The sequence below is a fragment of the Streptomyces sp. MMG1533 genome, assembly GCF_001279775.1.
GTDB lineage: Bacteria > Actinomycetota > Actinomycetes > Streptomycetales > Streptomycetaceae > Streptomyces.
On record NZ_LGDG01000237.1, the window covers coordinates 37728 to 62708 of the forward strand.

Genomic DNA, 24981 nt, shown 5'->3' on the forward strand with positions numbered 1-24981 from the left:
TCGACAGACATGGAAGAAGGCACTTCAAAGTCACCGAGTAACTGCGCGGGCACCGTGGACCACGGCGACGCCGACCCCTTCCAGTGGGACGTCCGGGAGGACTGCCAGGTGCGGCAGATCCTCGACCGGGTGGCCGACAAGTGGTCGCTGCTGGTCATCGCGCTGCTGGAGCACCGGCGGCTCAGGTTCACCGAGCTGCGCCGGGAGATCGACGGGATCAGCCAGCGGATGCTGACCGTGACGCTGCGCTCGCTGGAGCGGGACGGTCTGGTGAAGCGGACGGTGCATCCGGTGGTGCCGCCGCGGGTGGAGTACGAACTGACGCCGCTGGGCGGGACGCTGCACGCCACGATCCAGTCTCTGGTGAAGTGGACCGAGGCGCACCAGGAGGAGATCGCGGTGGCGCGGGCGGCGTACGACACGCGGGAGGCGGAGGCCGCTTCCCTTCGGTGACCCGGCATTGTCGGACCCGGCCGCTATAACTGGTGGGCATGACGCAGACACCCGCACCCGTGCACTGGAAGCTCGTCGTCGACGCCGGTGACCCGCACGCACAGGCCGACTTCTGGGCGGCCGCGCTGAACTACCAGGTCGAGGACAACAACGCGCTCATCGAGCGGTTGCTGGAGCTCGGCGCCCTGCCGCGCGAGGCCACCGTCGAGTACCACGCCCGCCTCGCCTTCCGGGACTTGGTGGCCGTACGGCATCCCGACGACCCGTACGACGAGGGCAGCGGGACCGGGCTGGGGCGGCGGGTGCTGTTCCAGCGGGTGCCGGAGGCGAAGACGGTCAAGAACCGGCTCCATCTCGACCTGCATCCCGGCGAGGGGCGGCGCGAGGCCGAGGTGGAGCGGCTGACGGGACTCGGGGCGAGTGTGCTGCGGGAGGTGAGGGAGCCCTCGGGCGCATGGGTGGTGATGGCGGATCCGGAGGGGAACGAGTTCTGCGTGCACTGAGCGTCACAGGGAAGTCGGTCCGGTATACGAACACCGCTGACCGGATTTTGCCCTTGACGGAGCGTCAGCCTCAGCTTCACGATCCAGGCACCCCATTCACTGTGGAATCCCTGTGGATTCAGGATTCCCACGGAATTCGGAGCCCCCCACATGAAGCTCTCGGTTCCCGGACGCGCCACGGCCACCGCCGTCGTCGCTGCCGTCTCGCTCCTGGCCGGCGGATCCCTGGCCGGCGCGGCCCCTGCGTCCGGACCCGCGGTGGCCGCCGCGCCCGACATCCCGGTGGCCAATGTCAAGGCGCACCTGACCCAGCTGCAGTCCATCGCCACCGCCAACGGCGGCAACCGGGCGCACGGCCGCGCCGGTTACAAGGCCTCGCTCGACTATGTGAAGGCCAAGCTGGACGCCGTCGGATACACCACGAGCATCCAGCAGTTCACCTCTTCCGGCCGCGTCGGCTACAACCTCATCGCCGACTGGCCGGGCGGCGACGCCGACCAGGTCGTGATGGCCGGCTCGCACCTCGACAGCGTCTCGTCCGGCGCGGGCATCAACGACAACGGGTCCGGTTCGGCGGCCGTACTGGAGACCGCGCTCGCCGTGGCCCAGGCGGACTACCTCCCCACCAAGCACCTGCGGTTCGCCTGGTGGGGCGCGGAGGAGCTGGGCCTGGTCGGCTCCCGCTACTACGTCAACAGCCTCTCCAGCGCCAACCGCGCCCGGATCAGCGGCTATCTGAACTTCGACATGATCGGCTCGCCGAACCCCGGCTACTTCGTCTACGACGACGACCCGGCCATCGAGAAGACCTTCAAGGAATACTTCGCCGGTCTCGGCGTCCCGACCGAGATCGAGACCGAGGGCGACGGCCGCTCCGACCACGCGCCCTTCAAGAGCGCGGGCATCCCGGTCGGCGGGCTCTTCACCGGCGCGAGCAACACCAAGTCGGCGGCGCAGGCGGCCAAGTGGGGCGGTACGGCGGGGCAGGCGTTCGACCGCTGCTACCACTCGTCGTGCGACACGACCGCCAACATCAACGACACGGCCCTGGACCGGAACAGCGACGCACTCGCGTACGCGGTGTGGGAGCTGTCGGCGTAGACCCGGACCATGCCGCGTTCAACGGGCGCTCTGGGCGCGTTCGGTGAGGCGGCCCATGCGGGCGCGGGCCTTGTCCAGCTGCTCGATGTCGTCGGCCGCGGGGCCGCCCTCGGTGGTCAGCTCGGTCCACAGGCCGATCAACGCGTGACCCAGTTCCAGGCCCAGGAGGGGGTCGCGTACGGCGCGCCAGGCGGTGAACGCGCTCTGGACGTTGCCGTACGCGGCCTCCGTGTCCCGGGTGTGGCGGCGGACGTGGGCGAGATCGAGGGAGAGCTGGAAGGAGCGGACCGGGTCGCCTGCCAAGTAGGCGATGTACGCGGCCAGTTCGCGCAGGTGCAGCACCTCGGGGTGCTCCGGTCCCAGCGTCCCGGACGCCTGCGTCAGGGTCCGGTCCGCCAACTCCGCCGCTGTGTCCGTCCGTCCCGCCTTCACTGCCTCGTTGATCCGCGCCAACGGCTCCGCGAGCAGCGGCGGCGCGGTGCCGTCGCCGGGGGCGGCGGTCAGCGGATCGTCCCCGAGCACGGCTTCGGCCACGGCGTCGAACCCGCGGGGCGGGGTGGGCTTGGGGTCGGGTTCGGGTTCGGGTTCGGCGGCGAGGTCGGGGAGCAAGGGGGAGGCGGGCGGAGCGGGGCGTACGGGCGGGGCGGGCTGCACGGGCGGGGCAGGTTCCACGGGCTGTACGGGCTGGACGGGCTTTGCGGGTTCCGGCCTCGCGTCCATCACGGGTGGCGGGCCGAACGCGCCGGTCGGCGGGACGACCGTGCCGGGGGCGTGGCCGGAGGGCGGCTCCGGGAGTGCGCGGAGGGGGAAGGTCTGCGGGGAGTACCCATTCGGCGGGGAGTATCCGGTCGACGGCCATTGACTGGCCGAGGACGAACCGCCGGCCGAGGACGACCCACCGGCCGGAGACGACTCTCCGGCCGGGGACAACCCACCAGCCGAGGACGACTCTCCGGCCGGGGACAGCCCACCAGCCGGGTCCAACTCTCCGGCCGGGGACAACCCATCAGCCGAGGACGCCTCTCCGGCCGAGGACGACTCCCCGGCCGGAGGCGGAAACGCAGGGGCCTCGTCCCCCGGCGGCTCGGGCTCGGCGTCCGCCCCCGGAGGGAAGCCGGGGCCTGCTTCGTCGGCCGGCTCCGCCTCCGGAACCGCCCGCATCCGGAACGTGGGAACGGCGTCCCGCACGGGCTCGCCGACCGGCCGTAGCAGGTGCGTGGGCAGATCGCGCCGGGACTGCTGTGGCTCTGCGGCGGCCGCGGGGCCGTCGGGGGAAGCTTGCATGCCGGGCGCCACGGGCGGCCCCGACACGCCGGACGGCACGAACGGACCGGCCGGCGGCGCGGGCACGCCGTACCCCCCGGGCGGCCCAGGCTCCCCCGGCGCGGGCGGCGACACAGATGCCCCGGGCCAACCCGGCTCCCCCGACCCGGACGACACAGACGACTCAGGCGACACAGACACGCCAGACCGACCCGGCTTCCCGGACGCAGCCGACGACGCGGGCGCCCCCGGCTCCGCCACCGGTGTCTGCGATGCCGGTCGCCCGGAGTCGGACGCCGTGACAGGCTCCCGCTCCCCCGGCGGAGCCATCGGTACCGGGTCCGCCGTGAAGCGGCTCGCGCCGTCCGGGTCGACCTGGAGAGGGACGACGTAGCCGATGCGCTCGTCGTGGATCGTGGCGTGGACGGCGTGGCCGGTGGTGAAGGCGAGGTGGTGGAGGTGAGTGAGGACGGCCTGCTGGACCTCCTCGCCGGGGGCCGCGACGACCCGTACGTCACCGACCCACGCGCCGCCCGCGCCCGGACCGGACGCCGGGACGTGGACGTCGATCGGGGCGGCCGCGGGGGCGGCCGGGTGCGCGGCGCCCTGCTGGTCCCGCTTCTTGTCGCGGCTGAGTCGAGCCATCTGTTCCCTCACTCGGATGCGTCGGGGAGTCGCCGGACGACGCGTTCGGATTCCATGGTGCTCCCTCCCGCGTCGGGCTTCCGCACCCTCGGCGCAAGATCCGGTCGTTGACGTACTGTCGAGTCTCTCCGCTCCCTCACGATTCTCACGTCACCGCGACGTCACAGCATCGTTCCAGGAACTGGTGCCTCGTCAGGACACGTCCGGATGCCGTGCGCGTCGCCGGGTAGCAGGGGGGGTGTCGAGGATGGCCAGGGAGGAGCGGGGGATGCGGACGGACGCGCCGGCGGGCATAGCGCGGGACATGCCGCGAGGGCCTGAGATCTGGCTCCGCGGGCCTGTGGCCACATGGGGCGACGGACCGCCGCAGCCACCCGCCCATGCCGATGCCACCCCCCGTGGCTGCTCCTTCGTCGGCACGCACGGCGGGGCCGGCACCTCCACCCTCGCCGCGGTCTACGGCGGCCACGACTGCGGACGCGACTGGCCGGGCCCCGCCGACCCACGCCCGGTCCTGCTCGTCGCCCGTACGCACGGGGCCGGACTGAGCGCCGTCCTGCACACCCTGGAGCTCTTCCGGCACGGCAAGGTTCCACCCGGCCTCGGCCTCGACGCGGTCGTCCTGGTCGCCGACGCGCCCGGCCGGCTGCCGCGCCCGCTCGCCCAGCGGGTCAGGGTGATCGAGTCGGCGACCGACGTGCACCGCGTGCCCTGGGTGCAGGCCTGGCGCCTGGGAGACCTGAGCGGAACCCCGCCCCGCGGGACCGAGGCGCTGGCCCGCCTCACGGGGGCGGCGGAGCGGTCGCGCTGAGCGGCCGTCCAAGTACCGTTCCCCTCACCGGTATTGCGGAGAATCCCTCTATGACAGCCGCCGGGTCCGCAAGCCGCTCCTTCCCCTCCGACTTCGCCGCGCTCTCGGCGGAGGAGACCGCCGCAGCCGTACGGTCGCGTGCACTGTGCGCGGTCGACGTGGTCGCCGCGGCGCTGGAGCGGATCGGGCGGGTGGACCCGGAGCTGTGCGCGTTCGTCGAGGTGTGGGGCGAGGAGGCGCTGCGGCGGGCGGGTGAGGTGGACAAGCGGGTCGCGGCCGGTGAGGGACTGCCGCTGGCCGGGGTGCCGATCGGGGTGAAGGGCCGGCACGGGCTGCGTACGGCGGCTCCGCTGCTGGCGGCCGGGTGTGTGCCGGTGGGTGCGACGGCCGTACCGGGTCCCGGAACTCCCTGGCAGACCTGGGGACTTGGGGCCCACGGCCGTACCGTCAATCCCTGGCGGGCGGACCGTACGCCGGGCGGCTCCTCGGCCGGGTCGGCAGCCGCGGTGGCCGCCGGGCTGGTGCCGCTCGCGACGGGGAGCGACGGGGCGGGGTCGGTACGGATTCCGGCGGCGTGGTGCGGTGTGGTGGGGCTGAAGGTCACGAACGGGCGGCTGCCGACGGCGGACCGTACGGGGCTCACGGCGCCCGGCGTGCTGACCCGGTGCGCGTCGGATGCGGCCGCTTACTGGCGCGTGGTGTCGGGAAGGGCGAGGGAGTCGGGAGTGCGGGAGTCGGGCGTGCCGGAGAGCCCGTGGGCTTCCGGCTCTCTGCCCAACGGCGTGGAGGACGCGCCGCCCCCGGACTCGCCGCCCGGCCGCCCTCGGCGCACCGGACCTCCCGCGACCGCCGTGTGGTCCCCCGACCTCGGCTTCGCCGCACCCGATGCGGACATCGTCGCGATCGCCCGCGCGGCGGCCGTACGCCTCGCGGAAGCCGGTGTCATACAGCTCGCGGAAGCCGCCGCCGACACCCCGCGGCCCACAGAAGCCGACGTCGTACGGCCCGAAGGCGACGTCGTACGGCCCGAAGACGGCGGCATACACCCCGAAGGCGGCGGCGTACGGAATGTGGTGGAGGCAGGCGCCGCACGCCTCGCGCCGCCGGGCGCCACCCTCCGCCTGGAGGACCCCGCCCCCGCCTGGCTCGCCCTGAGGTCCCCCGGCGCGGACCCCGCTTCCGCACACCGCACCCGCGCGGAGAACGACCGCCGCCTGGCCGCCCTGTTCACCGACGTGGAGCTGCTGTTGACCCCGACGACCCCCAACCCACCGCACGGCCACGAAGGTCCCGGCGACCGCTATTCCACCGCCCTGACCTGGGCGTTCAACCTGAGCGGGCACCCGGCGATCAGCATCCCGGCGGGGTTCGGTCCCGACGGGTGTCCGGTCGGGCTCCAGATCGTGGCGCCGCACGGGCGGGAGGAGTTGCTGCTCCGGACCGTCGGCATCATCGAGACGGCGTGAGGGCCGGTCGCGCCGGTGACCGATTGCCCACATTGATTGCGTGCGCATATAATGCAGACGCATGAAGTCGTCGCACGCCGACCACCTGGGGGATCCCATGACCCGCCGCTTCCTCTTCGTCCTGGGCAGCAGCCGCACCGAGAGCAACACCGAGATGCTGGCCCGCAGGGCCGCCGAGCAACTCCCCGCCGATGTCGAGCAGCAGTGGCTCAGTCTCGCCGAGCACCCGCTGCCCGACTTCGTGGACCTGCGGCACGACAGTGACCACACCCGTCCGACGGAGGGCAACGTGGCACTGCTGCTCGACGCGACACTCGCGGCGACGGACATCGTGATCGCGTCGCCGCTGTACTGGTACTCGGTCTCGGCGCCCGTCAAGCGCTACCTGGACCACTGGTCCGGCTGGCTGCGCACCCCGGGCCTGGACTTCAAGGCCACCCTGGCCGGGCGCACGCTGTGGGGCGTCACCGCGCTCGCGCACGAGGAAGAGGAGGTCGCCGACCCCCTGGTCGGCACGCTCGGCAACTCGGCCGCGTACATGGGGATGCGCTTCGGCGGGGTGCTGCTCGGCAACGGCAGCAAGCCCGGTGACGTACTGAAGGACACCGCGGCGCTGACCCGCGCCAAGACGTTCTTCGCACGACAGACGCCGCTCGCGCGCTTCCCGTACGAGACCGAGTGAGCACGCCTCAAGGTCTCAGGAGCCGATGTCCTTCGTCGTGAACCGCGCCCAGGCCGCCGAGCCGAACACCGCCGCGTACAGGGCCTGGAGGCCGAGGTTCTTCACCAGGTCGTCCCAGTAGACGGGCTCGCGCATGAGGTCGGCGAAGGACAGCCAGTAGTGGGAGAAGAAGTACGGCTGGATCGCGTGCAGTTGGGGGATCTGGTCGAGGATCTGGATGGTGATCAGCAGGCCGACCGTGGTCGCCATCGCCGCGATGCCGCTGTTGGTGAGGGTCGACACGAACAGGCCCAGGGCGGCCATGCCCACCAGTGACGCGGCGACGGCCAGGGCGATCAGCAGGGCTCTGCCCAGGCCCTCGGCGAAGCTGATCTGCGTGCCGGAGATGGTCGTCAGGTCGCCCAGGGGGAAGAGCAGCGCTCCGACCGTCAGGGCCGAGACCGCGACCACGAGGGTGGCCAGCAGGCAGAAGGCCAGCACGGTCGCGTACTTGGTGAGCAGCAGGCGGGTGCGGCCTGCAGGGGCGACCAGGAGGTAGCGGAGGGTGCCCGCACTGGCCTCGCCGGCGATCGCGTCGCCCGCGATGACGCCGATGGCCATCGGCAGGAAGAAGGGGAGCGTAGCGGCGAGCGCGGTGAAGACCAGGAACAGGCCGTTGTTGGTGATCTGCGAGATGAACGCCGGGCCCCCGCCGCCACCGCCGCCGCCGGGCCCCGATCCGTCGCCGGTCTCGATCTTCACGGCGATCCCGACCAGGATCGGCACGGCGGCCAGCACGCCGAGCAGGGCAAGGGTGCGCCAGCGGCGGAAGGTGGTCCACAGCTCGTTGCGGAGGAACCCGAAGGTCCACAGCACGCTCGGCGTACGTACGGCCTCAGCCTGCGACATCGAACCCCTCCCCCGTCAGCGCCACGAACGCGTCCTCCAGCGAGGCCCGTTCGACGCCGAAGCCGCGGACGCGGACACCCGCCGTCACCAACGCGGCGTTCACGTCCGCCAGGTCGCGGTCCGGCGGAGGCTCGGCGCTCACCCGGTCGTCGGCGATGACCACGTCGGCAGCGCCCTGCTCCTTCAGTACCCGGGCCGCGTCCGCCGGGTCCGGAGTCGTCACGACCAGCCGGCCGCGCGTGCCCGCCGCCAGGTCGGCCACCGGGCCCTGGGTGATCAGGCGGCCCTGGGCCATCACCGCCGCGTGCGTGCAGACCTGCTCGATCTCGTCGAGGAGGTGGGAGGAGAGGAAGACGGTCGTGCCGTCCGAGGCCAGCTCCCGGATCAGGGAACGGATCTCGCGCATGCCCTGCGGGTCGAGCCCGTTGGTCGGTTCGTCGAGGACGAGCAGTCTGCGCGGCTGGAGCAGCGCGGCGGCGAGGCCGAGCCGCTGCTTCATGCCGAGCGAGTACGCCTTCGCCTTCTTGCCCGCGGCCGCCGCGAGGCCGACCCGGTCCAGCGCCGCCGCGACGCGGGTGCGCCGGGTACGCGGGTCGGCGGTCGGGTCGGCGGCGTCGTAGCGCAGCAGGTTGTCGCGGCCGGAGAGGAAGCCGTACAGGGCGGGGCCCTCGATGAGCGCGCCCACGTGCGGGAGCACCGCGCGCGCCGAGCGCGGCATGGGCCGGCCCAGGACCCGGGCCGATCCCGACGTGGCCTCGATGAGGCCCATCAGCATGCGGATCGTGGTGGTCTTGCCCGAGCCGTTCGGACCGAGGAAGCCGAAGACGCTGCCCGCCGGGACGGTCAGGTCGAGACCGTCGACGGCGAGCTGCCCGCCGCGGTAGCGCTTGGTGAGCGCGCGGGTGTGGATGACGCTGTCCTCCACACCCTGCGGATCCGGCTCGGACTCCGGTTCCGTGGCGGACGGTTCGCCCATCGGCTCCCTCGATTCCTCGTGCACGTACGGTACTTACTTCGCCGCGTTGGCCGCCTTCACCAGGGCGTCCTTGTTGACGGCCCCGACGTAGACCTTGCCGTCGTCGGTGATCAGCGCGTTGACCAGGCGGGTCGAGAAGACCGTGCCGGAGCCGAACTTGCCGGTCACCTTGTCGCCGAGCGAGCCGAGGAAGCCGCCGAGGTCGCCGCCGACGTCGGAGCCGGTGGGCACGCCCTCGCCGCCGGTGTCGAAGGTGGCGACGGAGTTCCAGCCCTCGCCGATGACCTCGAGGCCGTCGAGGCCCTTGCCGAGGTCCTCCTCGGACTTCCGGCTCGCCGCCCCGTCGTGCGCGCCGTGCGCGTCGTCCTCGATGGCATCGCCCTCGGTGACCTTCGCGCCCTTGGGCGGCGTGAAGTCGAAGGTGGACGCGGCCGGTGCGGCGAAGCTGACCTGGGTGAAGCCGGCGTCGATCACGGCGGCGCCACCACTGGACGGGGTCAGCGTGAACTTCAGCGGCAGCCCGGTCTTCGAGTCGACGGCCACGGTGATCTGGCCGACCGTGGACCCGGAATCCTTGGGCTTGACGACGAGCCGGTAGGCGTCGCGGCCCGCGACCTGCGCGGTGCCTTCGACGGTCACGGACGTGGTGTCGTCTACCGCCTTCAGGGCCTCCTCGGTGAGGTCCTTGGGCGTGGCCGGGACGTCCTGCTCCTTCTCGGCCGCCGCGCTGTCGGAGGCGGTGGCGTGGTAGACCTCGTTGGACTTGCTGTCGTACCCCCAGACGTCCTTGCCGTCGTGGATCACGCTGTACTCGGAGCCGCTCTCCAGCAGCGACAGCTTCTGCCGGTCCGGGCCGTCGGCCGCGACCCGCAGGGTGTGCGTGCCGGACGCGAGCTCGGTGAGCTTGGCGGACGGGTCGGCGGAGGAACCTTGGCCGTTGCCCGAATCCATGGCGCCCGAGGTCAGGCTGCTCTCCAGACCGCCGAGGTCCGGCAGTCCGAGATCCGTGCTGATCTTCACCGTGCCGGACAGCTGCTGTACGTCCGACGCGGCGATCTTCTCGATGAGTTCCTGTGCACTGATCTTCGGCAGGTCGGGGTCGCCGGAGTCGGCGAGCGCGGGGACGAGCCCGATGGTCGCCGCCGCCACCCCCACCACCGCGACCGGGACGACGTACCGTGCGGCCTTGCGCCGCCCCGCGTGCCGGTCGTCGGCCTCCGCGGCGGTCGTGCTGTCGTCGGTTTCGAACGGTGCCATGTGTGCCTTACCTCCGTCGTCGGCGGCGGCTGTTCCAACTCCCGTATGTCCACCCCGTAGCCGCCATTCTCACCCGAATCGGTGAGGAGTGGTGTTTTCCGTGGTTCCCATCTGACCAAATCGGCCAGGAGGATTCGTCAACCCGCGGGCTCAACTCCGCGTACACCTGGGGTATGACACACGGAGGCGGTGCCTCCCCCGACCCGTAGGGGTTCGGGTGGAGACACCGCCTTCCGGGGGCAATGGCTCAGCCGCGGAGGAACACGTAGTCCGCCTGGTACGGCACGCCGACGATCGTGCCCGGCGTGCAGGATCCGGCCGGGGCGACGCCGCCGACAGTGTTGAGCCGCAGGATCTCCGTGGTGTCGGCGAGCAGGCCGTGGTGCTTGCCGGACCGGGTGGCCTTGAGGTCCAGCTCGGGGATGTTGCCGTCCCCGTTCGGGGTCCTGGAGATGACCGCCCCCGTGACCGCGCTGCGGTCGGGCGCGATCCACTGCGGCGTGCCCGAGTTGGGCTTCACGAAGGAGTGCGCGATGCCGGCGCCGAGCACCGCGCTGACGTCCCGCTGGGCGAAGGCGTACCCGCCGCCCTCGGCCGGCTTGCACTCGTAGATCTGCTTGCCCTTGAGGACGGACGCCTGGAAGTTGTGGAGGGCGTCGCGGAAGTCGAAGGCGGCGACGGTGACCTTGTGGAGCTGGCCACGGACGGCTCCGCCCGGGAACTCGGCGGTGTGCAGGTTGGCGTAGAAGGAGTCGGGGTCGGTCTTCAGGGCGTCGAGCAGCGCCGCGTCCTTGACCTTGACGGTTCCGGTGACGGTACGGCCCTTGCCGTTGCTGTCGAGCAGTTCGGTGAAGTCCACCTTGATGCCGCCGTTGGTGCCCTTGGCGCCCTGGTGGATGTGGAGGGCGGTCGGCTCGCCGGTGCCGCGCCACTTGACGGCGACGGAGACCTTGTCGCCACTGACCTTGACGAACTGGAGCGCGGCGCCGTCCTTGTCGCCGACGGCGGGACCGCCGTCGACCGGCACCTCGTTGGCGCCCCGGAGGCTCGCGGCGAGGACGGTGCCGCCGGTGCTTCCGCTCTGGCTCACGATCTCCTGCCCGCTTCCGGAGTGGCCCGTGTGGTCGGCACGGTCGCCTCCGGCGGCGAAGGCGGGAATCACCGTGGCGGCGACACCACCGGCGGCGGCCACCGCGACGGCGGTGACGAGCAGGCTCTTACGACGCACTGAGAAGGTCGCGTTCATGCCCATGATGTTGTTTTCTCCCCGTAGAGGAGCTGACACCCCCTGCGTCAGCTTCCGGGCTTGAATACGGGGTCGATCTTAGTTTGGACTCAGTCCAGGGATGTGACGTGCGTCACGCACACTTTCGGGTCTGCGCGAGCGCACTGGGGCGCACGGCCCTGGGGGGCCGCCCCCCAGGGCCGGGGCGGCATCAGCCCGCCCGGTGCACCACCGCGTCGCACAGCTCCATCAGCGCGGCCCTGGCGTCGCACTCCCGCAGGGGAGCCAATGCCGCCCGCGCGTCCTCCGCGTACCGCACCGTGTCCCGTCGCGCCTGCTCCAGTGCGGGATGCGCCCGCAGCCCCTTCAGCGCCTCCGCGTGGCGGGCGTCGTCGGTCAGGTCGGAGTCCAGGAGTTCGCACAGCGCGATGTCCTCGGCCAGCCCCAGCCGTTCCGCCCGCTCGCGCAGCCGCAGTACCGGAAGGGTCGGGATGCCCTCGCGCAGATCCGTCCCCGGGGTCTTCCCCGACTCGTGGGAGTCGGAGGCGATGTCCAGGACGTCGTCCGCGAGCTGGAAGGCGACGCCGAGGCGCTCGCCGTACTGGGTCAGCACGTCGACGACCGTCTCGTCGGCGCCCGACATCATCGCCCCGAAGCGGCACGCCACCGCCACCAGCGATCCCGTCTTGCCGCCGAGGACGTCGAGGTAGTGCTCGACCGGGTCACGGCCGTCCGTCGGGCCGGCGGTCTCCAGGATCTGACCGGTCACCAGCCGCTCGAACGCCTCCGACTGGACCCGGACCGCCTCGGGGCCGAGGTCGGCCAGGATGTGCGAGGCGCGCGCGAACAGGAAGTCACCGGTGAGGACCGCGACCGAGTTGCCCCAGCGGGCGTTCGCGCTGGCGACCCCGCGCCGCACCTCGGCCTCGTCCATCACGTCGTCGTGGTACAGCGTCGCCAGATGCGTCAGCTCCACCACCACCGCCGAGGGCACGATCCCCGGCGCATAAGGGTCCCCGAACTGGGCAGCAAGCATCACAAGCAGCGGCCGGAACCGCTTTCCACCCGCCCGCACCAGATGCTGGGCGGCCTCCGTGATGAAGGGGACCTCACTCTTGGTGGCTTCGAGCAGTCCCTCCTCGACAGCCGCCAATCCGGCCTGGACATCGGCTTCCAGAGCCTGGTCCCGCACGCTCAGCCCGAACGGCCCGACGACGGTCACGAGGGATCTCCTGTCTGCTGTGTCTACTGGCGATTACACGGTTTGTCGATAGGTCGCTGCCATCACTCAAGTCAGCGTATCCGGTCACGTTTCGATCACCGATAGCGCCTGCCCGTCCAGGCCGGGCGGTATCGGATCACGACGGGTATGTTTTTGATCACTTGAAAAGAACGGATATCTATCGACTTACATGGAAGTAGTGCAGTGTGTCCCGAACCACCGTCGCTACCGCGCCCGGAAGCCGGCCGCCTCCCGAGGACGACTCGGCCCTCTCCGGCCGGCCCAAGGGGCTGCTCACCCTCTCCGGTCTCGAGGTCTGGGAGCGCTTCTCGTTCCTCGGCATGCAGGCCATCCTCGTCCTCTGCCTCGCCGACACGGTCGCGCACGGCGGTCTGGGCATGTCGGCCGGAACCGCCGCCTCCGTATCCGCCGCCTACGGCACGCTCGGCTGCCTCGGCTACCTCGGCTCCGTAGCCGGCGGCCGGCTGGCCGACCGCATCCTCGGGTCGTACCGCGCGGTGCTGTGGGGCGGTGTCCTGATCGCCTGCGGCCACTGCTCCATGGCCGTCCCCACGGCCGCCACGACCTGGCTGGGGGTGGGGCTGGGGCTCATCAGCACCGGTACCGGGCTCTTCAAGCCCAACGTGGCCACGATGGTCGGCAAGCTCTACACCACCGACGACGACCGCCGCGACGCCGGTTTCGCCCTCCACTACACGGCGATCAGCACCGGTGCCTTCGCGGGCCCGCTGATCACCGGCCGGCTCGGCGAGCACCAGGGCCGGCACCAGGGCTTCTCGGCGGCGGCGATCGGCATGACGTTCGGTCTGATCCAGTACGTGATGGGCCGCCGTCACCTGGCCGGACGCAAGCACACGGCCGAATTCGCCCTCGCCCCGGACTCGATGCGCCGCGCGGTCCGGCTGCTCGTCGCGGGGATCGCCGCCACCGCGGTGACCGCGACGGGCTTCGCCGCCGCGGGCCGGCTCACCATGGACCGCTTCGTCGACCTGCTTACCCTCGTCTCGGTGACCGCCCCGGCCGTCTGCTTCGCGGTGATGTTCACGAGCCCCCGCATGACCGCCGGGGAACGCGGCCGACTGCGGCCGTACCTCGTCCTCTTCCTGGCCTCGACCGCCTTCAACTTCATCCTCTTCCAGGCGTACTCGACGATGATGCAGCCGGCCGCGTCGAACGCCGAGACGGCCCTTCTCGGCTTCGGCTTCGCCGCCGTCTGGTACGCCTCCGCGCTCGGCGCCTTCGAGGTCGGTCTCGCGCTCGTGGTCGCCGCGCTCCGGGTCCGGACGGGCCGCGGCCGGCCGCACGCCTCCGACAAGATCGCGATCGGGGTCGTCCTCGGCGGTCTGTCGTTCCTGCTGATGCTCCTGCCGACGTCCGGGCACGCCTTGGACGACCACCTGATGTCCGCCTGGTGGATCGTCGGCTCCTACCTCCTGCTCGGCCTCGGCGGCATCCTGCTGGAGACCTCCGGCAGGTCGGCCACCACCAAGCGCGCCCCGGCCGCCTTCTCCAGCCAGACCATGTCCCTCCGGTTCCTGTCCCTCCGGTTCCTGTCCCTCGCCCTGGCCGACGGCGTCCAGGCCCGGACGGTGAAGCTCTACGACGCCGTCTCCAGGCCCGCCCACTTCGGCGTCAACGGCGCGATCGCGGGGCCGGCGGTCATGGCCGCGGCGCCGTGGCTGCGGCGCACCATGCACCCGGTCCACTGAACTCACGGGGTCACGCTCATGCACATCCGTACGTCCTTCCCCTACGAGACGACCCACGAGGACATCCGCATCCCGCTCCCGGACGGGACCCTCCTCTACGCGCGCGTGTGGCGTCCCCTGACGGACGAACCAGTACCCGCGATCCTCGAATACCTGCCGTACCGCCTGACCGACTGGACCGCGCCCCGCGACTGGCAACGCCATCCCTGGTACGCGGGCCACGGTTACGCCTCCGTACGAGTGGACGTGCGCGGACACGGCAACAGCGAGGGCATCCCGGGCGACGAGTACTCGGCGACGGAGCTGGCCGACGGGGTCGCGGTGGTCGACTGGCTGGCGGCCCAGCCCTGGTGCGACGGCAAGGTCGGCATGTTCGGCATCTCCTGGGGCGGCTTCAACTCCCTCCAGATCGCGGCCCTCGCACCCGAGCCGCTCAAGGCGGTCGTCACCGTCTGCTCCACCGACGACCGCTATGACAACGACGTGCACTACATGGGAGGTTCCGTCCTGGCGGTGGACATGCACGCCTGGGCGGCCACCATGCTCGCGTTCGTGTCCCGCCCGCCGGACCCGCGGTACGTCGGCGACGCCTGGCGGGACATGTGGCTCAAGCGCCTGGAGGAGGTCACCCCCTTCATCCACACCTGGCTCGACCACCAGACCCGCGACCACTACTGGCGCCAGGGCAGCGTCTGCGAGGACTACGGCGCGATCGACGCCGCCGTCCTCGCGGTGGGCGGCTGGCACGACCCGTACCGCGACACGGTGCTCCGTCTCGTCGAACACCTGCCCGCCGACCGCGTCCGCGGCCTGATCGGCCCCTGGTCCCACCAGTACCCCGACCGCGGTCTCCCGCCCGGCCCGGCGATCGGCTTCCTCCAGGAGACCCTGCGCTGGTGGGACCACTGGCTGAAGGGGAAGACCGCATCCGACAGCGCCTCCGGCGCGGGGGGCGCCATGTCCGAGCCCCTCCTGCGCGCCTACGTCAGCGACTCCCACCCCCCGGCCACGGTCTACGACAGCCTGCCCGGCCGCTGGGTCGGCGAGCCGGCCTGGCCCTCCCCCAACGTCACGCCGACCTTGCACGCCCTTCAGGGCGCCCCCTTCCTCGTCCGCTCGCCGCAGCACACGGGCGTCGACGCCGGCCGCTTCTTCCCCTTCGGCAACGACGCCGACCTGCCGCCGGACCAGCGGGAGGAGGACGCACGGTCGGTGTCCTTCGAGTTCGAAGTCGACGAGGAGACCTGGGTGTTGGGACGGCCGAAGGTGCGGCTCAGGCTGACCTCCGAGGTACCGCGCGGCCAGGTGATCGCCCGGGTGTGCGACGTGGCCCCGGACGGTTCCTCGACCCTGGTCACCCGGGGCGTGCTGAACCTGTCGGCGCGGCAGGGGCGGGACAAGGCCGTGCCGTGGGAGCCGGGCACCACGGAGGACGTCGAGTTCGAGCTGAACGGCATCGGGCACGCCGTCCCGGCCGGCCACCGCATCCGGCTCGCCGTCTCCTCCGCGTACTGGCCGTGGATCTGGCCGCAGCCCGACTCGGCGGCGGGCTTCACGCTGGAGCCGGAGGGCAGCTTCCTCGAACTCCCGGTACGGACAAGGGAATCCGCATCCGGCATCGCTTTCGAGGAACCGGAGCAGTCCGAGCCCCTCGGCATGACCCACGGCGTAGCCGCTGACGGATGGAGCCCCGTCACGCTCGACGAGCCGCGCCCCGAGCGGCTGGTCGTACGCGATGTGGCCAAGGGCGAGTGGCGGCTGGAGGTGGACCCCCGCTACGGCGGCACGCGTGTGTACCCCGACGGTCTGGAGTTCACCGAGGACGCGCTGGAGACGTACACGATCAACGAGTCGGATCCCCTGTCGGCCCATGCCCGCTCGGACTGGACGGTCGGGCTGCACCGACCGGAGCTCGCCTGGCGGGCGACGGTCCGCACCCGGTCGGAGATCGGCTGTGACGGGACGGACTTTCTCACCTCCAACGAGGTGATCTGCACGGACGGCGACGAGGTGGTCTTCCACCGGACGTGGGAGAAGCGGATTCCACGGACAGCCGGTTGACTATGAGTTGGGCCCATTGCCCGATTTACCACTCTTGCGCCTGCCCGTGACTTGAGTCACTCGCCGCGGCACCCGACCCCGCCGCCACAGGCCCACTTTCCCCCTTGCCTCATGCGCCAGTTGAGTCTTGGCAACAGCAAAGGATCAAGCGCCTCAAACGCCTCAGACCAAGGTCAACAGTGCCATGTGTGAATCCGCCACTTGTTTCGGACATGTGCTCTCGCATACGTTCCGGGCCTGTCGGGCGGACGCCTAATCCTGCCGCCGCCCAACGGACACCCATCGACCAACACCGCACGGCAGGAGCGGGGGACCCAGGTAAGTCGCCGCACCGGAGATCACACCGGTACGGCTAGGGGTTGAGTCGTGCCGCCTCAGGGCGGCACGGCCGGGCATCTCCCGCCCGAACCCGACAGCTCACCTCGCAGGCGCCGGAGAGGAACAGCGCCATGGCCGCACGAGGCAAGCACCGCCGCACCCGAACCAGCCCGCTCACCCGAGGCGCCGTCGTCGCCGGAACAGGCGTCGCCGCCCTCGCACTCCCGCTCCTGGGCGCGACCACGGCGAGCGCCGCACAGCCGGCCAAGGCCCCCGCCACCGCGCAGACCACAGCGCAGGCCGCAGCGCAGGTCAGGTCCGTCACGCACACCACGGTCAAGGGCGACACGCTCTACGGCATTGCGGACAAGTACGACACTCCCGGCGGCTGGCGACAGCTCTACAAGGACAACCGCAAGGCCGTCGGCGACAACCCCAGGCTGATCCACCAGGGTGTCGAACTGAAGGTCAGGACGGCGAAGAAGGCGGGCACGGCGAGCACGACGGCCGCCAAGAAGACCACCCAGTCCGTCGCCCAGGCCACCCAGGCCTCCGTCAAGACGTACGCGAACAACCTCGACGGCTGGATCCGCGAAGCGCTGGACATCATGGCGCAGAAGGGGATCCCTGGCTCGTACGACGGCATCTACCGCAACGTCATGCGCGAGTCGTCCGGCAACCCCCAGGCCATCAACAACTGGGATTCCAACGCCGCCGCGGGCACCCCGTCCAAGGGCCTGCTCCAGACCATCGACCCGACCTTCCAGGCGTACCACGTGGACGGCACGTCGTGGGACCCGTACGACCCGGTCGCGAACATCACCGCCGCCTGCAACTACGCGGCCGCGCGCTACGGTTCGATCGACAACGTCTTCGGCGCGTACTGAGGGACGCCGGGAAACAGTCTCTCGAGGACGACGGCGATGCCGTCGTCCTCGTTCGACAGGGTGATCTCGTCGGCCACGGACCGGAGTTCGGGATGGGCGTTGGCCATGGCGACGCCGTGGGCGGCCCAGTCGAACATGGGGATGTCGTTGGGCATGTCCCCGAAGGCGATGGTGTGTTCGGGGCCGAGCCCGAGATGCTCCGCGGCCAGGGCGAGGCCCGTCGCCTTGGTGATGCCGCATGGCTGGAGTTCGACGGTCCCGGGACCCGACATGGTGACCGTGGCCAGAGAACCCACCACGGAACGCGCCGTCGCCGCCAACTCGTCGTCGGACAGGTCGGGATGGCGCAACAGCACCTTGCTGATCGGCTCGCACCACAGGTCGTCGCGCCGCCCGACCCGTACGGCGGGCAGGGTCGGGTGCGGCATCAGATAGCCCGGCTCGATGAGCGTCAGCCCGTCGACGCCGTCCTGGTCCACGGCCGCGTACAGCTGGCCGACCTCGGCCTCGATCTTGCCGAGCGCGGTCTCGGCCAGCTCCCGGTCCAGGGTGACCGACCACAGCAGCCGGTCCGCGCCGGCGTCGTACACCTGCGCGCCCTGCCCGCACACCGCGAGCCCCTCGCTGCCCAGGTCGTCGAGGAGCGGCCGCACTCTGGGCGCCGGGCGGCCGGTCACCACCAGATGCCGGGCCCCGGCGGCAGCCACCCGCGCGAGCGCGGCGAGCGACCGGTCGGAAAGCGTGTCGTCGCCTCGGAGCAGCGTTCCGTCCAGGTCGGTGGCGATGAGTGAATATGCGGTGGGTGCGGCCATGATCAGAGAATACGGATGGAACGGCGCATCGACTCGACGCGAACCGGACGGCTGCAGCCTTCACATGCGTTGACGTCTGCTCCGGTTACGGCAGTTGGCGCGGTCACGCGGAGTCGCGTACCACCAGTTCCGTGGGCAGTATCACGCCCGCCGTGTCCTCCCCCGCGATCTGCGCGAGCAGCATGCGGACCATCTCGGCGCTGATGCGGTCGTAGGGCTGGCGCATGGTGGTGAGGGCCGGGGTGACGGCGGTGGCCGCGGCCGAGTCGTCGAAGCCGCCGACGGCGATGTCGTCGGGGACCGAACGGCCGGACTGGTGCAGGGCGTTGACGACTCCCTGGGCCATGAGGTCGGAGGCGACGAACACCGCGTCCATGTCGGGAGCCTGGGACAGGAGCCGACGGGCGGCCTGCTCGCCGCCGGTGCGGCGGTAGTCGCCCTCCACCACCAGCGCGGGGTCGTAGGGCAGACCCGCCTCGGCGAGCACATCGCGGTAGCCGGCCAGACGATCCGTGCCGCCAGGGGTGTCCAGAGGGCCGGTGATCATGCCGATGCGGCGCCGGCCACCGGCGAGGAGGTGGCGGACCATCTCCTGGGCGCCGTCGCGGTCGGCGGCCGCCACATAGCTGACCTTGGAGCCCAGACCCAGCGGCTTGCCGCAGGCCACCAACGGGATGCCGGCGTCGCGCAGTTCGGCGGCGACCGGGTCTCCGCTGTGGCTGGAGACCAGCAGGACGCCGTCGACGTGGCCCGAGGTGATGTACCGGGTCAGCCGGCGCCGGTCGTCGTCGCTCGCCGCCAGCATGAGCAGCAGCGGGATGTCGTGCTGCGCGAGGCGCTCGGTGCAACCCCGCAGCAGCACGTTGAAGTTGGGGTCCTCGAAGAACTTCTCCTGCGGCTCGGTCAGCAGGAAGGCCACCGAGTCCGAACGTCCCGTACTGAGGCTGCGCGCATGCCGGTTGACCACGTATCCGGTCTTCCTGATGGCGGCCTCGACGGCCCGGCGGGCGGCCGGGGAGACGTAGTGGCCGCCGTTCAGGAAGCGGGAGACGGTACCCCGCGACACGCCCGCCTCCCGCGCCACGTCGTGGATGGTGGGCGGTTTGCGGCGTCCGTTGGCGCTGGTGGTCATGTTCCTCGTTCGTGAAAGGGAGTCCGGGTGCCTCAGGCCTTGACCGAACCGCTCAGCAGGTCCAGCGACCAGAACCGCTGGATCACCAGGAAGAGCCCGATCAGCGGCAGGATCGCCAGCAGACATCCGGTGATGACCAGGGTGTAGAGGGCGGGCTGCGAGGCGCCCTGGGCGAGCAGGGTGTAGAGCCCGAGCGTGATCGGGAACTTGGTGTCGTCGGCCAGCATCACGTACGGCAGCAGGAAGTTGTTCCAGATGCCGACGAACTGGAAGAGGAACACCGTGATCAGGCCCGGCATCATCATCGGCACCGCGATCCGGGAGAAGATCCGCCACTCGCTGGCACCGTCCATGCGGGCGGCCTCCATGAGCTCGGTGGGCACCGAGGCGGCCGCGTAGATGCGGACGAGGTAGACGCCGTACGGAGACAGGATCGACGGCAGCAGCATCGACCAGTACGAGTCGGCCAGGCCCATCTTCGACAGCAGCAGGTACTGCGGTACGGCCAGCACGATGCTCGGCACCAGGACGCCGGCCAGGATCATCTTGAAGATGGCCTCCCGCCCGCGGAAGGTGTAGCGGCCGAGCGCGTAGCCGCCGGCGGCGGAGACCGCGGCGGACAACAGGGCGCCGAAACCGGCGTAGAAGGCGGAGTTGGCCATCCACTGCCAGTAGATGCCGTCCCGGTAGTCCGTCAGGTCGCTCAGATTGCCGAAGAGGCCGGTGCCGGGGGCGAAGCTGAAGGTGGAGAAGAGTTCCGACCGGTCCTTGGTCGCCGCGATGATCACCCAGGCGATGGGGATCAGGCAGTACAGCGTGCCGAGCAGCAGCACGATCGTGGGGACCCAGGCCGTGCGCCGCGCCTTGGCGGTCTTGCCGGTGGCGTCGGCGGTGAGGGTGAGGGGGGTCATGCCCGGTCCTCCCGGGTGTAGCGGTCGGAGATGCGAAGCAGAGTGAAGGAGAGGACGAAGGTGGCCAGGGCCAGGACGACCGCGGTGGCGGAGGCTCCGTAGATGTCGGACTTCAGGAAGGCGCTGTCGTAGATGGCCATCAGCGGGCTCCAGGTGCTCTGGAGGTTGTTCGTCAGCGGCTTCAGGGCCATGGGCTCGGTGAAGACCTGGAGGGTGGCGATCACCGAGAAGAAGAAGGTGAGCACCAGCGAGGGCATCACGATCGGGATCTTGATACGCAGGGCGATCTTGAGGTTGGACGCACCGTCGATGCGGGCAGCCTCGTAGATCTCCTGCGGGATCGCCCTGAGCGCGGTGTAGATGACGATCATGTTGAAGCCCGTGCCGCCCCAGACCGCGATGTTCGCGAAGGACAGGTACAGGTTGCCGCCGTCGAACAGGTCCGGCTGCGGGAGGCCGAACTTGTCCAGCAGGTAGTAGAAGGGGCTCACGCTCGGCAGATAGAGGAAGCCCCACATGAGGGCGGCGATGATGCCGGGCACGGCGTACGGCAGGAAGATCATCAGCCGGGCGAAGGGCGCGCTGCGCGCCTTGGGGGTGTCCAGCATGAGTGCGAAGACCAGCGCGAGGCCCAGCATGGTCGGGATGACGATGAGGCCGTAGCCGAAGGCGCGCAGCACGCTGTGGCCGAACTCGGAGTTCTGGAACACGTCGGTGTAGTTGCCGAGGCCGTTCCAGACCTGCTCACGGGCGCCCTTGCCGAGCCCGATCCCCTTGACCTTGACCTTGTGGAGGCTGAGCCAGATCGCGTACCCGATGGGGATGACGGTGAAGGCGGCGAACAGGACCAGCGTCGGCACCAGGAACCAGTACGGTGCGCTGCGGCCGCGGCCGCGGCGGCGGGGGCTGCTGGGGCGGACGGACTTGGCGGTGCCGGTGCCGTCCGCCAAGGGCCCGACCGCGAGGCGGTCGGAGCCCTTGAGCGGAGCGCTGGTCATGCCTCGGTCACCTCGAAGCCCTGCTTCTTCATGTCGTCGAAGGTCTTCGACTGCACGGTGCCGAGGGCGGAGACGAACTGAGCCTCCTTCTTCGACTTGGTGGCCTGGCCGAACGCGTCCTGGAAGGTGGTGTAGGTCGTGTTGACGTTGGGGCCCCAGGCCGCGGCGGCCGTGGTCGCGGCGATCTCGCCGGCCGTCGTGTAGAAGTCCGTCTGGTTGGAGAAGAACTCGGGGGTGGTCAGGACGTCGCCGGACTGGCCCTTCGTGGCGGCCGGGTAGATCGCGACCTCCTTGACCAGGGCGGCCAGCGCCTCCGGGTCGGTGTTCAGCCACGTGGCGAACTTGGCGGCGGCCTCGGCGTGCTTGGAGTCGGTGGAGACGCCGGTGGAGGAGCCGCCCCAGCTGCCGGTGACGTTCTCGCCGGACTTCCACTGCGGCAGCGGGGCCATGCGCCACTTGCCCTTGGTGTCGGGGGCGGAGGCGACCAGCACACCGGGCGCCCAGACGGCGGAGACCCAGGCGAGGTGGGTGCCCTCGTTCAGGGCCTTGTTCCAGGCCGGGGTGTACATCGGCTGGTTGTCGATGACGCCCTCCTGCACCAGGCCGCCCCAGAACTCGGTGACCTGCTTCGTGCCGGCGTCGTCGATGCCGACGGTCCACTTGCCCGCGGAGTCGACGGTCCACCACTTGCCGCCGGCCTGCTGCGACAGGCCCGCGAACAGGCCCGGGTCGTTGGAGGAGAAGGTGGTCAGATAGGCGTCCGGGACGGCCTTCTTGGCGGCGCGGGCGACCTCGGCGAACTCCGTCCAGGTCTTCGGGACGCTGAGTCCGTGCTTCTTGAAGAGGTCCTCGCGGTAGTAGAACATCAGCGGCCCGGAGTCCTGCGGGATCGCGTAGAGCGCGTCCGTGCCGAGGGTGACCATGCCCCACAGGCCCTCGGCGAAGTCGGACTTGGTGTCGCCCGCGTACTTGGAGATGTCGGCCAGGACGTCGTTGGAGACCAGCGTGGGCAGCGACTGGTACTCGACCTGGATGAGGTCGGGGGCGTTGCCGGCCTTCTTCGCGGTGATCAGCTTGGAGAGGATCTCCTGGCCGCTGGCCTGCTTGGACACCGTGACCGTGATGTCCGGGTTCTTCTTGTTCCAGATCGCGGCGACCTTCTCCATGTTCGGCGCCCACGACCAGTAGGTCAGCTTGACCGGCCCGCTGCTCTCTCCGGAGTCTGCGTCGTCGGAACCGCCGCAGGCGGCGAGGGTGCTGGTAAGGCCGAGGGCTGCGGCCCCGGCGAGGATGTTGCGCCTGCTGATCCGGTGGCGGTTGATCGACATCTTCATCTCCCCTGACTTGGACGAGCCCACCTCGTCGACGTCTCGCGTACGCGGCAACCGCCGTGGGGGGAGGTTCTGCGGGACGTGACCGAGGGGCTGTGCGCGAGGGCCGCGCGGCTCTGTGATCGTGCACAGTAGAGAATTGTTTCGGGCCCTTGTCAATGGCGGATGCCTGGGGTTACCTACTTGTTGCTCACAGATGCCAGCCGTAATCGGTACTGTGCACGATCACAGAAACCTGGCGTCACCTCTGCCGATTCCCGGGAGCCACCGCATGCCCTCCGCCGCCCCGCACGACCGCCTGCCACTCGCCTTCGGGGGCGACTACAACCCCGAGCAGTGGCCGCAGGAGGTGTGGGAGGAGGACGTACGGCTGATGCGTGAGGCCGGGGTCACCATGGTCTCGCTCGGCATCTTCGCGTGGTCGAGGATCGAACCCCGGCCCGGCGAGTACGACTTCGAGTGGCTCGACCGGATCATCGGCATGCTTCACGAGGCCGGCATCGACGTCGACCTCGCGACCCCGACCGTCGTCCCGCCCGCGTGGTTCTACCGCGCCCACCCGGACGCCCTGCCGGTGACCCGGGAGGGCGTACGACTGGCGTTCGGCTCACGCGGTGCGATCTGCCACTCCAACCCCCACTACCGGGCCGCCGCGGCGAACATCACCTCGCGGATCGGCGAGCGCTACGGGCGGCATCCCGCCGTGGTCCTGTGGCACGTCCACAACGAGTACGGCGCACCCGTCCTGACCTGCTACTGCGACACCTGCGCCGCCGCCTTCCGGGCCTGGCTGCAGGACCGTTACGGCACCCTCGGCGCCCTCAACCAGGCCTGGGGCACCGCCTTCTGGGGCCAGCTCTACGGCGACTGGGAGGAGATCGGGGTGCCCCGGGCGACGCCGACGGTCGGCAACCCCGCCCAGCAGCTGGACTTCCAGCGGTTCGCGGACGGTCAGGCCCGCGCCAACTTCCGCGCCGAGCGGGACATCCTGCACCACCTGTCCCCCGGCGTGCCCGTGACCACCAACTTCATGGTCGCGCCGAGTCAGTGCCAGAGCATCGACTACTGGGAGTGGGGCAAGGAGGTCGACCTGGTCACCAACGACCACTACCTGATCACCGACGGCCGCCGCACCCACGTCAACCTGGCCCTCGCCGCCGATCTCACCCGCTCGGTCGCGGGCGGCGCTCCCTGGCTGCTGCTCGAACACTCCCCGTCCGGCATCAACTGGCAGGCGCACAACCCCGCCAAGGAGCCCGGCCAGATGGCCCGCAACTCCCTCGGCCATGTCGCCCGAGGCTCCGAGGGCGCGATGTTCTTCCAGTGGCGGCAGTCCCGCAGCGGCGCCGAGAAATTCCACTCGTCGATGCTGCCGCACGGAGGGACCGGGACCCGCGTATGGCGGGAGGTCACTGATCTGGGTCGCCGGGTCGCGGACCTGGCCGACCTGCGCGGCAGCCGCACCCGGGCCGACGTGGCCATGGTCTGGTCCTGGGACTCCTGGTGGGCGCAGAGCCTGGAGTGGCGGCCGAGCCAGGACCTGGACGCGCGGGAGCGCCTCGACGCGTTCTACGAAGCGCTGTACGACCGGCACCTGACGGTGGACTTCTTCGCGCCGGCCGGGCTGGGGGACGTCGATCCTTCTCGGTACCCGCTGCTGGTCGTCCCCCAGCTGTACGCGGCGCCCGCCTCCGTCGCCGCCGACCTGGAGCGGTACGTCTCACGCGGCGGCACGCTGCTCGTCTCCTGCTTCTCCGGCATCGTCGACGAGCACGACGCCGTGCACCCCGGGGCCTGTCCGGGAGCGCTGCGGGACGTGCTCGGGCTGACCGTCGAGGAGTTCGACCCGTTGCTGCCGGGCGAGCGGATCGCCGTACGGACGTCTCACGGGGATGCGTGGGAGGCCGATGTGTGGTCCGAGTACGTCGTCCCCGGCGACGGATGCGAGACCGTGGCCGTCTTCGCCGGCGGCCGCACGGCGGGACGCCCGGCGCTCACCCGGCGGGCGCTCGGCGACGGGGCCGCCTGGTATCTGGCCACGCGGCTGACCGGGGCCGATCTGGCGGCGGTCGTGGACCTCGCCCTCGCGGACGCGGGGGTCACGCCTGTGGACCTTCCCCGGGACGTCGAACTCGTCGTACGGGAGGGCGGGTCGGGGGCGTTTCGCTTCGCCGTCAACCACACCGACGCCGAGGTGAAGGTGGTGCTGGCGGACGGCAGCCGGGCGGCGGTGCCCGCGGGGGCGGTCGAGGTGTTCCGCGAACCACGCTGAGTTTCTTGCCCCTCTTTGTTCCTTTTGTTCTTCCTTT

Annotated in this window: 21 protein-coding genes and 1 riboswitch; of the genes, 10 read left to right on the top strand and 11 right to left on the bottom strand. The window is 70.8% G+C overall.

Annotated elements, in window-relative coordinates:
* Nucleotides 1-9 precede the first annotated feature (9 nt).
* The 3 genes from ADK57_RS30490 to ADK57_RS30500 all read left to right on the top strand — a co-directional run bounded on the left by ADK57_RS30490 (nt 10) and on the right by ADK57_RS30500 (nt 2057).
* On the top strand, nt 10-453 hold the full coding sequence (locus ADK57_RS30490) for a winged helix-turn-helix transcriptional regulator (protein ID WP_053752840.1): 444 nt from the start codon (nt 10-12) through the stop codon (nt 451-453).
* Nucleotides 454-491: 38 nt separating this feature from the next.
* Nucleotides 492-956, top strand: coding sequence for a VOC family protein (locus ADK57_RS30495; RefSeq protein ID WP_053752841.1), 465 nt, complete (start codon nt 492-494; stop codon nt 954-956).
* Between the two features lie 150 nt (nt 957-1106).
* A complete protein-coding gene (locus tag ADK57_RS30500; RefSeq protein WP_053752842.1) occupies nt 1107-2057 on the top strand; it encodes a M28 family metallopeptidase in 951 nt (316 codons plus the stop codon).
* A gap of 18 nt (nt 2058-2075) precedes the next feature.
* Here ADK57_RS30500 and ADK57_RS47985 read toward each other — a convergent pair whose 3' ends face one another.
* Nucleotides 2076-3965, bottom strand: a complete 1890-nt coding sequence (locus tag ADK57_RS47985) for a tetratricopeptide repeat protein (RefSeq protein ID WP_078973428.1) — start codon at nt 3963-3965, stop codon at nt 2076-2078.
* A gap of 268 nt (nt 3966-4233) precedes the next feature.
* Here ADK57_RS47985 and ADK57_RS30520 point away from each other — a divergent pair, with 268 nt between their 5' ends.
* From ADK57_RS30520 to ADK57_RS30530, 3 genes are all read left to right on the top strand, one after another.
* On the top strand, nt 4234-4776 hold the full coding sequence (locus ADK57_RS30520; RefSeq protein ID WP_053752846.1) for a DUF6668 family protein: 543 nt from the start codon (nt 4234-4236) through the stop codon (nt 4774-4776).
* A gap of 50 nt (nt 4777-4826) precedes the next feature.
* Nucleotides 4827-6242 (top strand): amidase, encoded by a 1416-nt coding sequence (locus ADK57_RS30525; protein WP_063786038.1) that lies wholly within the window; start codon nt 4827-4829, stop codon nt 6240-6242.
* A gap of 97 nt (nt 6243-6339) precedes the next feature.
* Complete coding sequence (locus ADK57_RS30530; RefSeq protein WP_053752956.1) at nt 6340-6924, top strand: flavodoxin family protein; 585 nt, start codon at nt 6340-6342, stop codon at nt 6922-6924.
* A 15-nt stretch (nt 6925-6939) separates the two neighbouring features.
* On the opposite strand, the gene ADK57_RS30535 is transcribed toward ADK57_RS30530, so the two are convergent.
* From ADK57_RS30535 to ADK57_RS30555, 5 genes are all read right to left on the bottom strand, one after another.
* Complete coding sequence (locus ADK57_RS30535) at nt 6940-7812, bottom strand: ABC transporter permease (RefSeq protein WP_053752847.1); 873 nt, start codon at nt 7810-7812, stop codon at nt 6940-6942.
* The gene (locus tag ADK57_RS30540) at nt 7799-8788 is read right to left on the bottom strand and encodes an ABC transporter ATP-binding protein (protein ID WP_053752848.1); all 990 of its coding nucleotides are present in this window, start codon (nt 8786-8788) and stop codon (nt 7799-7801) included. Before ADK57_RS30540 ends, ADK57_RS30535 begins: the two co-directional genes overlap by 14 nt.
* A gap of 33 nt (nt 8789-8821) precedes the next feature.
* Complete coding sequence (locus ADK57_RS30545) at nt 8822-10045, bottom strand: LolA family protein (RefSeq protein WP_053752849.1); 1224 nt, start codon at nt 10043-10045, stop codon at nt 8822-8824.
* A gap of 247 nt (nt 10046-10292) precedes the next feature.
* On the bottom strand, nt 10293-11297 hold the full coding sequence (locus ADK57_RS30550; RefSeq protein ID WP_053752850.1) for a CHRD domain-containing protein: 1005 nt from the start codon (nt 11295-11297) through the stop codon (nt 10293-10295).
* Between the two features lie 184 nt (nt 11298-11481).
* Nucleotides 11482-12492 (bottom strand): polyprenyl synthetase family protein, encoded by a 1011-nt coding sequence (locus ADK57_RS30555; RefSeq protein WP_053752851.1) that lies wholly within the window; start codon nt 12490-12492, stop codon nt 11482-11484.
* Between the two features lie 206 nt (nt 12493-12698).
* On the opposite strand from ADK57_RS30555, the gene ADK57_RS30560 reads away from it, so the two are divergent.
* From ADK57_RS30560 to ADK57_RS30570, 3 genes are all read left to right on the top strand, one after another.
* Nucleotides 12699-14222, top strand: a complete 1524-nt coding sequence (locus ADK57_RS30560; RefSeq protein ID WP_053752852.1) for a peptide MFS transporter — start codon at nt 12699-12701, stop codon at nt 14220-14222.
* 18 nt (nt 14223-14240) lie between these two features.
* Nucleotides 14241-16283 (top strand): CocE/NonD family hydrolase, encoded by a 2043-nt coding sequence (locus ADK57_RS30565; RefSeq protein ID WP_053752853.1) that lies wholly within the window; start codon nt 14241-14243, stop codon nt 16281-16283.
* 280 nt (nt 16284-16563) lie between these two features.
* Nucleotides 16564-16727: riboswitch (cyclic di-AMP (ydaO/yuaA leader) on the top strand.
* Between the two features lie 5 nt (nt 16728-16732).
* On the top strand, nt 16733-17488 hold the full coding sequence (locus ADK57_RS30570) for a LysM peptidoglycan-binding domain-containing protein (protein WP_053752854.1): 756 nt from the start codon (nt 16733-16735) through the stop codon (nt 17486-17488).
* Here the strand turns inward: ADK57_RS30570 and ADK57_RS30575 are convergent.
* The 5 genes from ADK57_RS30575 to ADK57_RS30595 all read right to left on the bottom strand — a co-directional run bounded on the left by ADK57_RS30575 (nt 17452) and on the right by ADK57_RS30595 (nt 22675).
* Nucleotides 17452-18300 (bottom strand): Cof-type HAD-IIB family hydrolase, encoded by an 849-nt coding sequence (locus tag ADK57_RS30575; RefSeq protein ID WP_053752855.1) that lies wholly within the window; start codon nt 18298-18300, stop codon nt 17452-17454. The two genes, ADK57_RS30570 and ADK57_RS30575, sit on opposite strands and share 37 nt — an antisense overlap.
* A gap of 103 nt (nt 18301-18403) precedes the next feature.
* The gene (locus tag ADK57_RS30580; protein ID WP_053752856.1) at nt 18404-19432 is read right to left on the bottom strand and encodes a LacI family DNA-binding transcriptional regulator; all 1029 of its coding nucleotides are present in this window, start codon (nt 19430-19432) and stop codon (nt 18404-18406) included.
* A 32-nt stretch (nt 19433-19464) separates the two neighbouring features.
* Nucleotides 19465-20343: a carbohydrate ABC transporter permease gene (locus ADK57_RS30585; RefSeq protein WP_053752857.1), complete on the bottom strand. Its 879-nt coding sequence runs from the start codon at nt 20341-20343 to the stop codon at nt 19465-19467.
* Nucleotides 20340-21341: a carbohydrate ABC transporter permease gene (locus ADK57_RS30590; RefSeq protein WP_199830722.1), complete on the bottom strand. Its 1002-nt coding sequence runs from the start codon at nt 21339-21341 to the stop codon at nt 20340-20342. The genes ADK57_RS30585 and ADK57_RS30590 overlap by 4 nt, the downstream gene beginning before the upstream one ends.
* Nucleotides 21338-22675 (bottom strand): ABC transporter substrate-binding protein, encoded by a 1338-nt coding sequence (locus tag ADK57_RS30595; RefSeq protein ID WP_053752858.1) that lies wholly within the window; start codon nt 22673-22675, stop codon nt 21338-21340. The genes ADK57_RS30590 and ADK57_RS30595 overlap by 4 nt, the downstream gene beginning before the upstream one ends.
* 268 nt (nt 22676-22943) lie before the next feature.
* Here ADK57_RS30595 and ADK57_RS30600 point away from each other — a divergent pair, with 268 nt between their 5' ends.
* Nucleotides 22944-24944, top strand: coding sequence for a beta-galactosidase (locus ADK57_RS30600; RefSeq protein ID WP_053752859.1), 2001 nt, complete (start codon nt 22944-22946; stop codon nt 24942-24944).
* Nucleotides 24945-24981 lie beyond the last annotated feature (37 nt).

What these genes read in the sequence shown, in the direction of transcription:
- ADK57_RS30595 (WP_053752858.1), bottom strand. Translation starts at nt 22,675, where the DNA reads ATGAAGATGTCGATCAACCGCCACCGGATCAGCAGGCGCAACATCCTC.
- ADK57_RS30545 (WP_053752849.1), bottom strand. Translation starts at nt 10,045, where the DNA reads ATGGCACCGTTCGAAACCGACGACAGCACGACCGCCGCGGAGGCCGAC.
- ADK57_RS30525 (WP_063786038.1), top strand. Translation starts at nt 4,827, where the DNA reads ATGACAGCCGCCGGGTCCGCAAGCCGCTCCTTCCCCTCCGACTTCGCC.
- ADK57_RS30580 (WP_053752856.1), bottom strand. Translation starts at nt 19,432, where the DNA reads ATGACCACCAGCGCCAACGGACGCCGCAAACCGCCCACCATCCACGAC.
- ADK57_RS30530 (WP_053752956.1), top strand. Translation starts at nt 6,340, where the DNA reads ATGACCCGCCGCTTCCTCTTCGTCCTGGGCAGCAGCCGCACCGAGAGC.
- ADK57_RS30565 (WP_053752853.1), top strand. Translation starts at nt 14,241, where the DNA reads ATGCACATCCGTACGTCCTTCCCCTACGAGACGACCCACGAGGACATC.
- ADK57_RS30590 (WP_199830722.1), bottom strand. Translation starts at nt 21,341, where the DNA reads ATGACCAGCGCTCCGCTCAAGGGCTCCGACCGCCTCGCGGTCGGGCCC.
- ADK57_RS30500 (WP_053752842.1), top strand. Translation starts at nt 1,107, where the DNA reads ATGAAGCTCTCGGTTCCCGGACGCGCCACGGCCACCGCCGTCGTCGCT.
- ADK57_RS30520 (WP_053752846.1), top strand. Translation starts at nt 4,234, where the DNA reads ATGCGGACGGACGCGCCGGCGGGCATAGCGCGGGACATGCCGCGAGGG.
- ADK57_RS30540 (WP_053752848.1), bottom strand. Translation starts at nt 8,788, where the DNA reads ATGGGCGAACCGTCCGCCACGGAACCGGAGTCCGAGCCGGATCCGCAG.
- ADK57_RS30490 (WP_053752840.1), top strand. Translation starts at nt 10, where the DNA reads ATGGAAGAAGGCACTTCAAAGTCACCGAGTAACTGCGCGGGCACCGTG.
- ADK57_RS30585 (WP_053752857.1), bottom strand. Translation starts at nt 20,343, where the DNA reads ATGACCCCCCTCACCCTCACCGCCGACGCCACCGGCAAGACCGCCAAG.
- ADK57_RS30575 (WP_053752855.1), bottom strand. Translation starts at nt 18,300, where the DNA reads ATGGCCGCACCCACCGCATATTCACTCATCGCCACCGACCTGGACGGA.
- ADK57_RS30570 (WP_053752854.1), top strand. Translation starts at nt 16,733, where the DNA reads ATGGCCGCACGAGGCAAGCACCGCCGCACCCGAACCAGCCCGCTCACC.
- ADK57_RS30495 (WP_053752841.1), top strand. Translation starts at nt 492, where the DNA reads ATGACGCAGACACCCGCACCCGTGCACTGGAAGCTCGTCGTCGACGCC.
- ADK57_RS30535 (WP_053752847.1), bottom strand. Translation starts at nt 7,812, where the DNA reads ATGTCGCAGGCTGAGGCCGTACGTACGCCGAGCGTGCTGTGGACCTTC.
- ADK57_RS30600 (WP_053752859.1), top strand. Translation starts at nt 22,944, where the DNA reads ATGCCCTCCGCCGCCCCGCACGACCGCCTGCCACTCGCCTTCGGGGGC.
- ADK57_RS30550 (WP_053752850.1), bottom strand. Translation starts at nt 11,297, where the DNA reads ATGGGCATGAACGCGACCTTCTCAGTGCGTCGTAAGAGCCTGCTCGTC.
- ADK57_RS47985 (WP_078973428.1), bottom strand. Translation starts at nt 3,965, where the DNA reads ATGGCTCGACTCAGCCGCGACAAGAAGCGGGACCAGCAGGGCGCCGCG.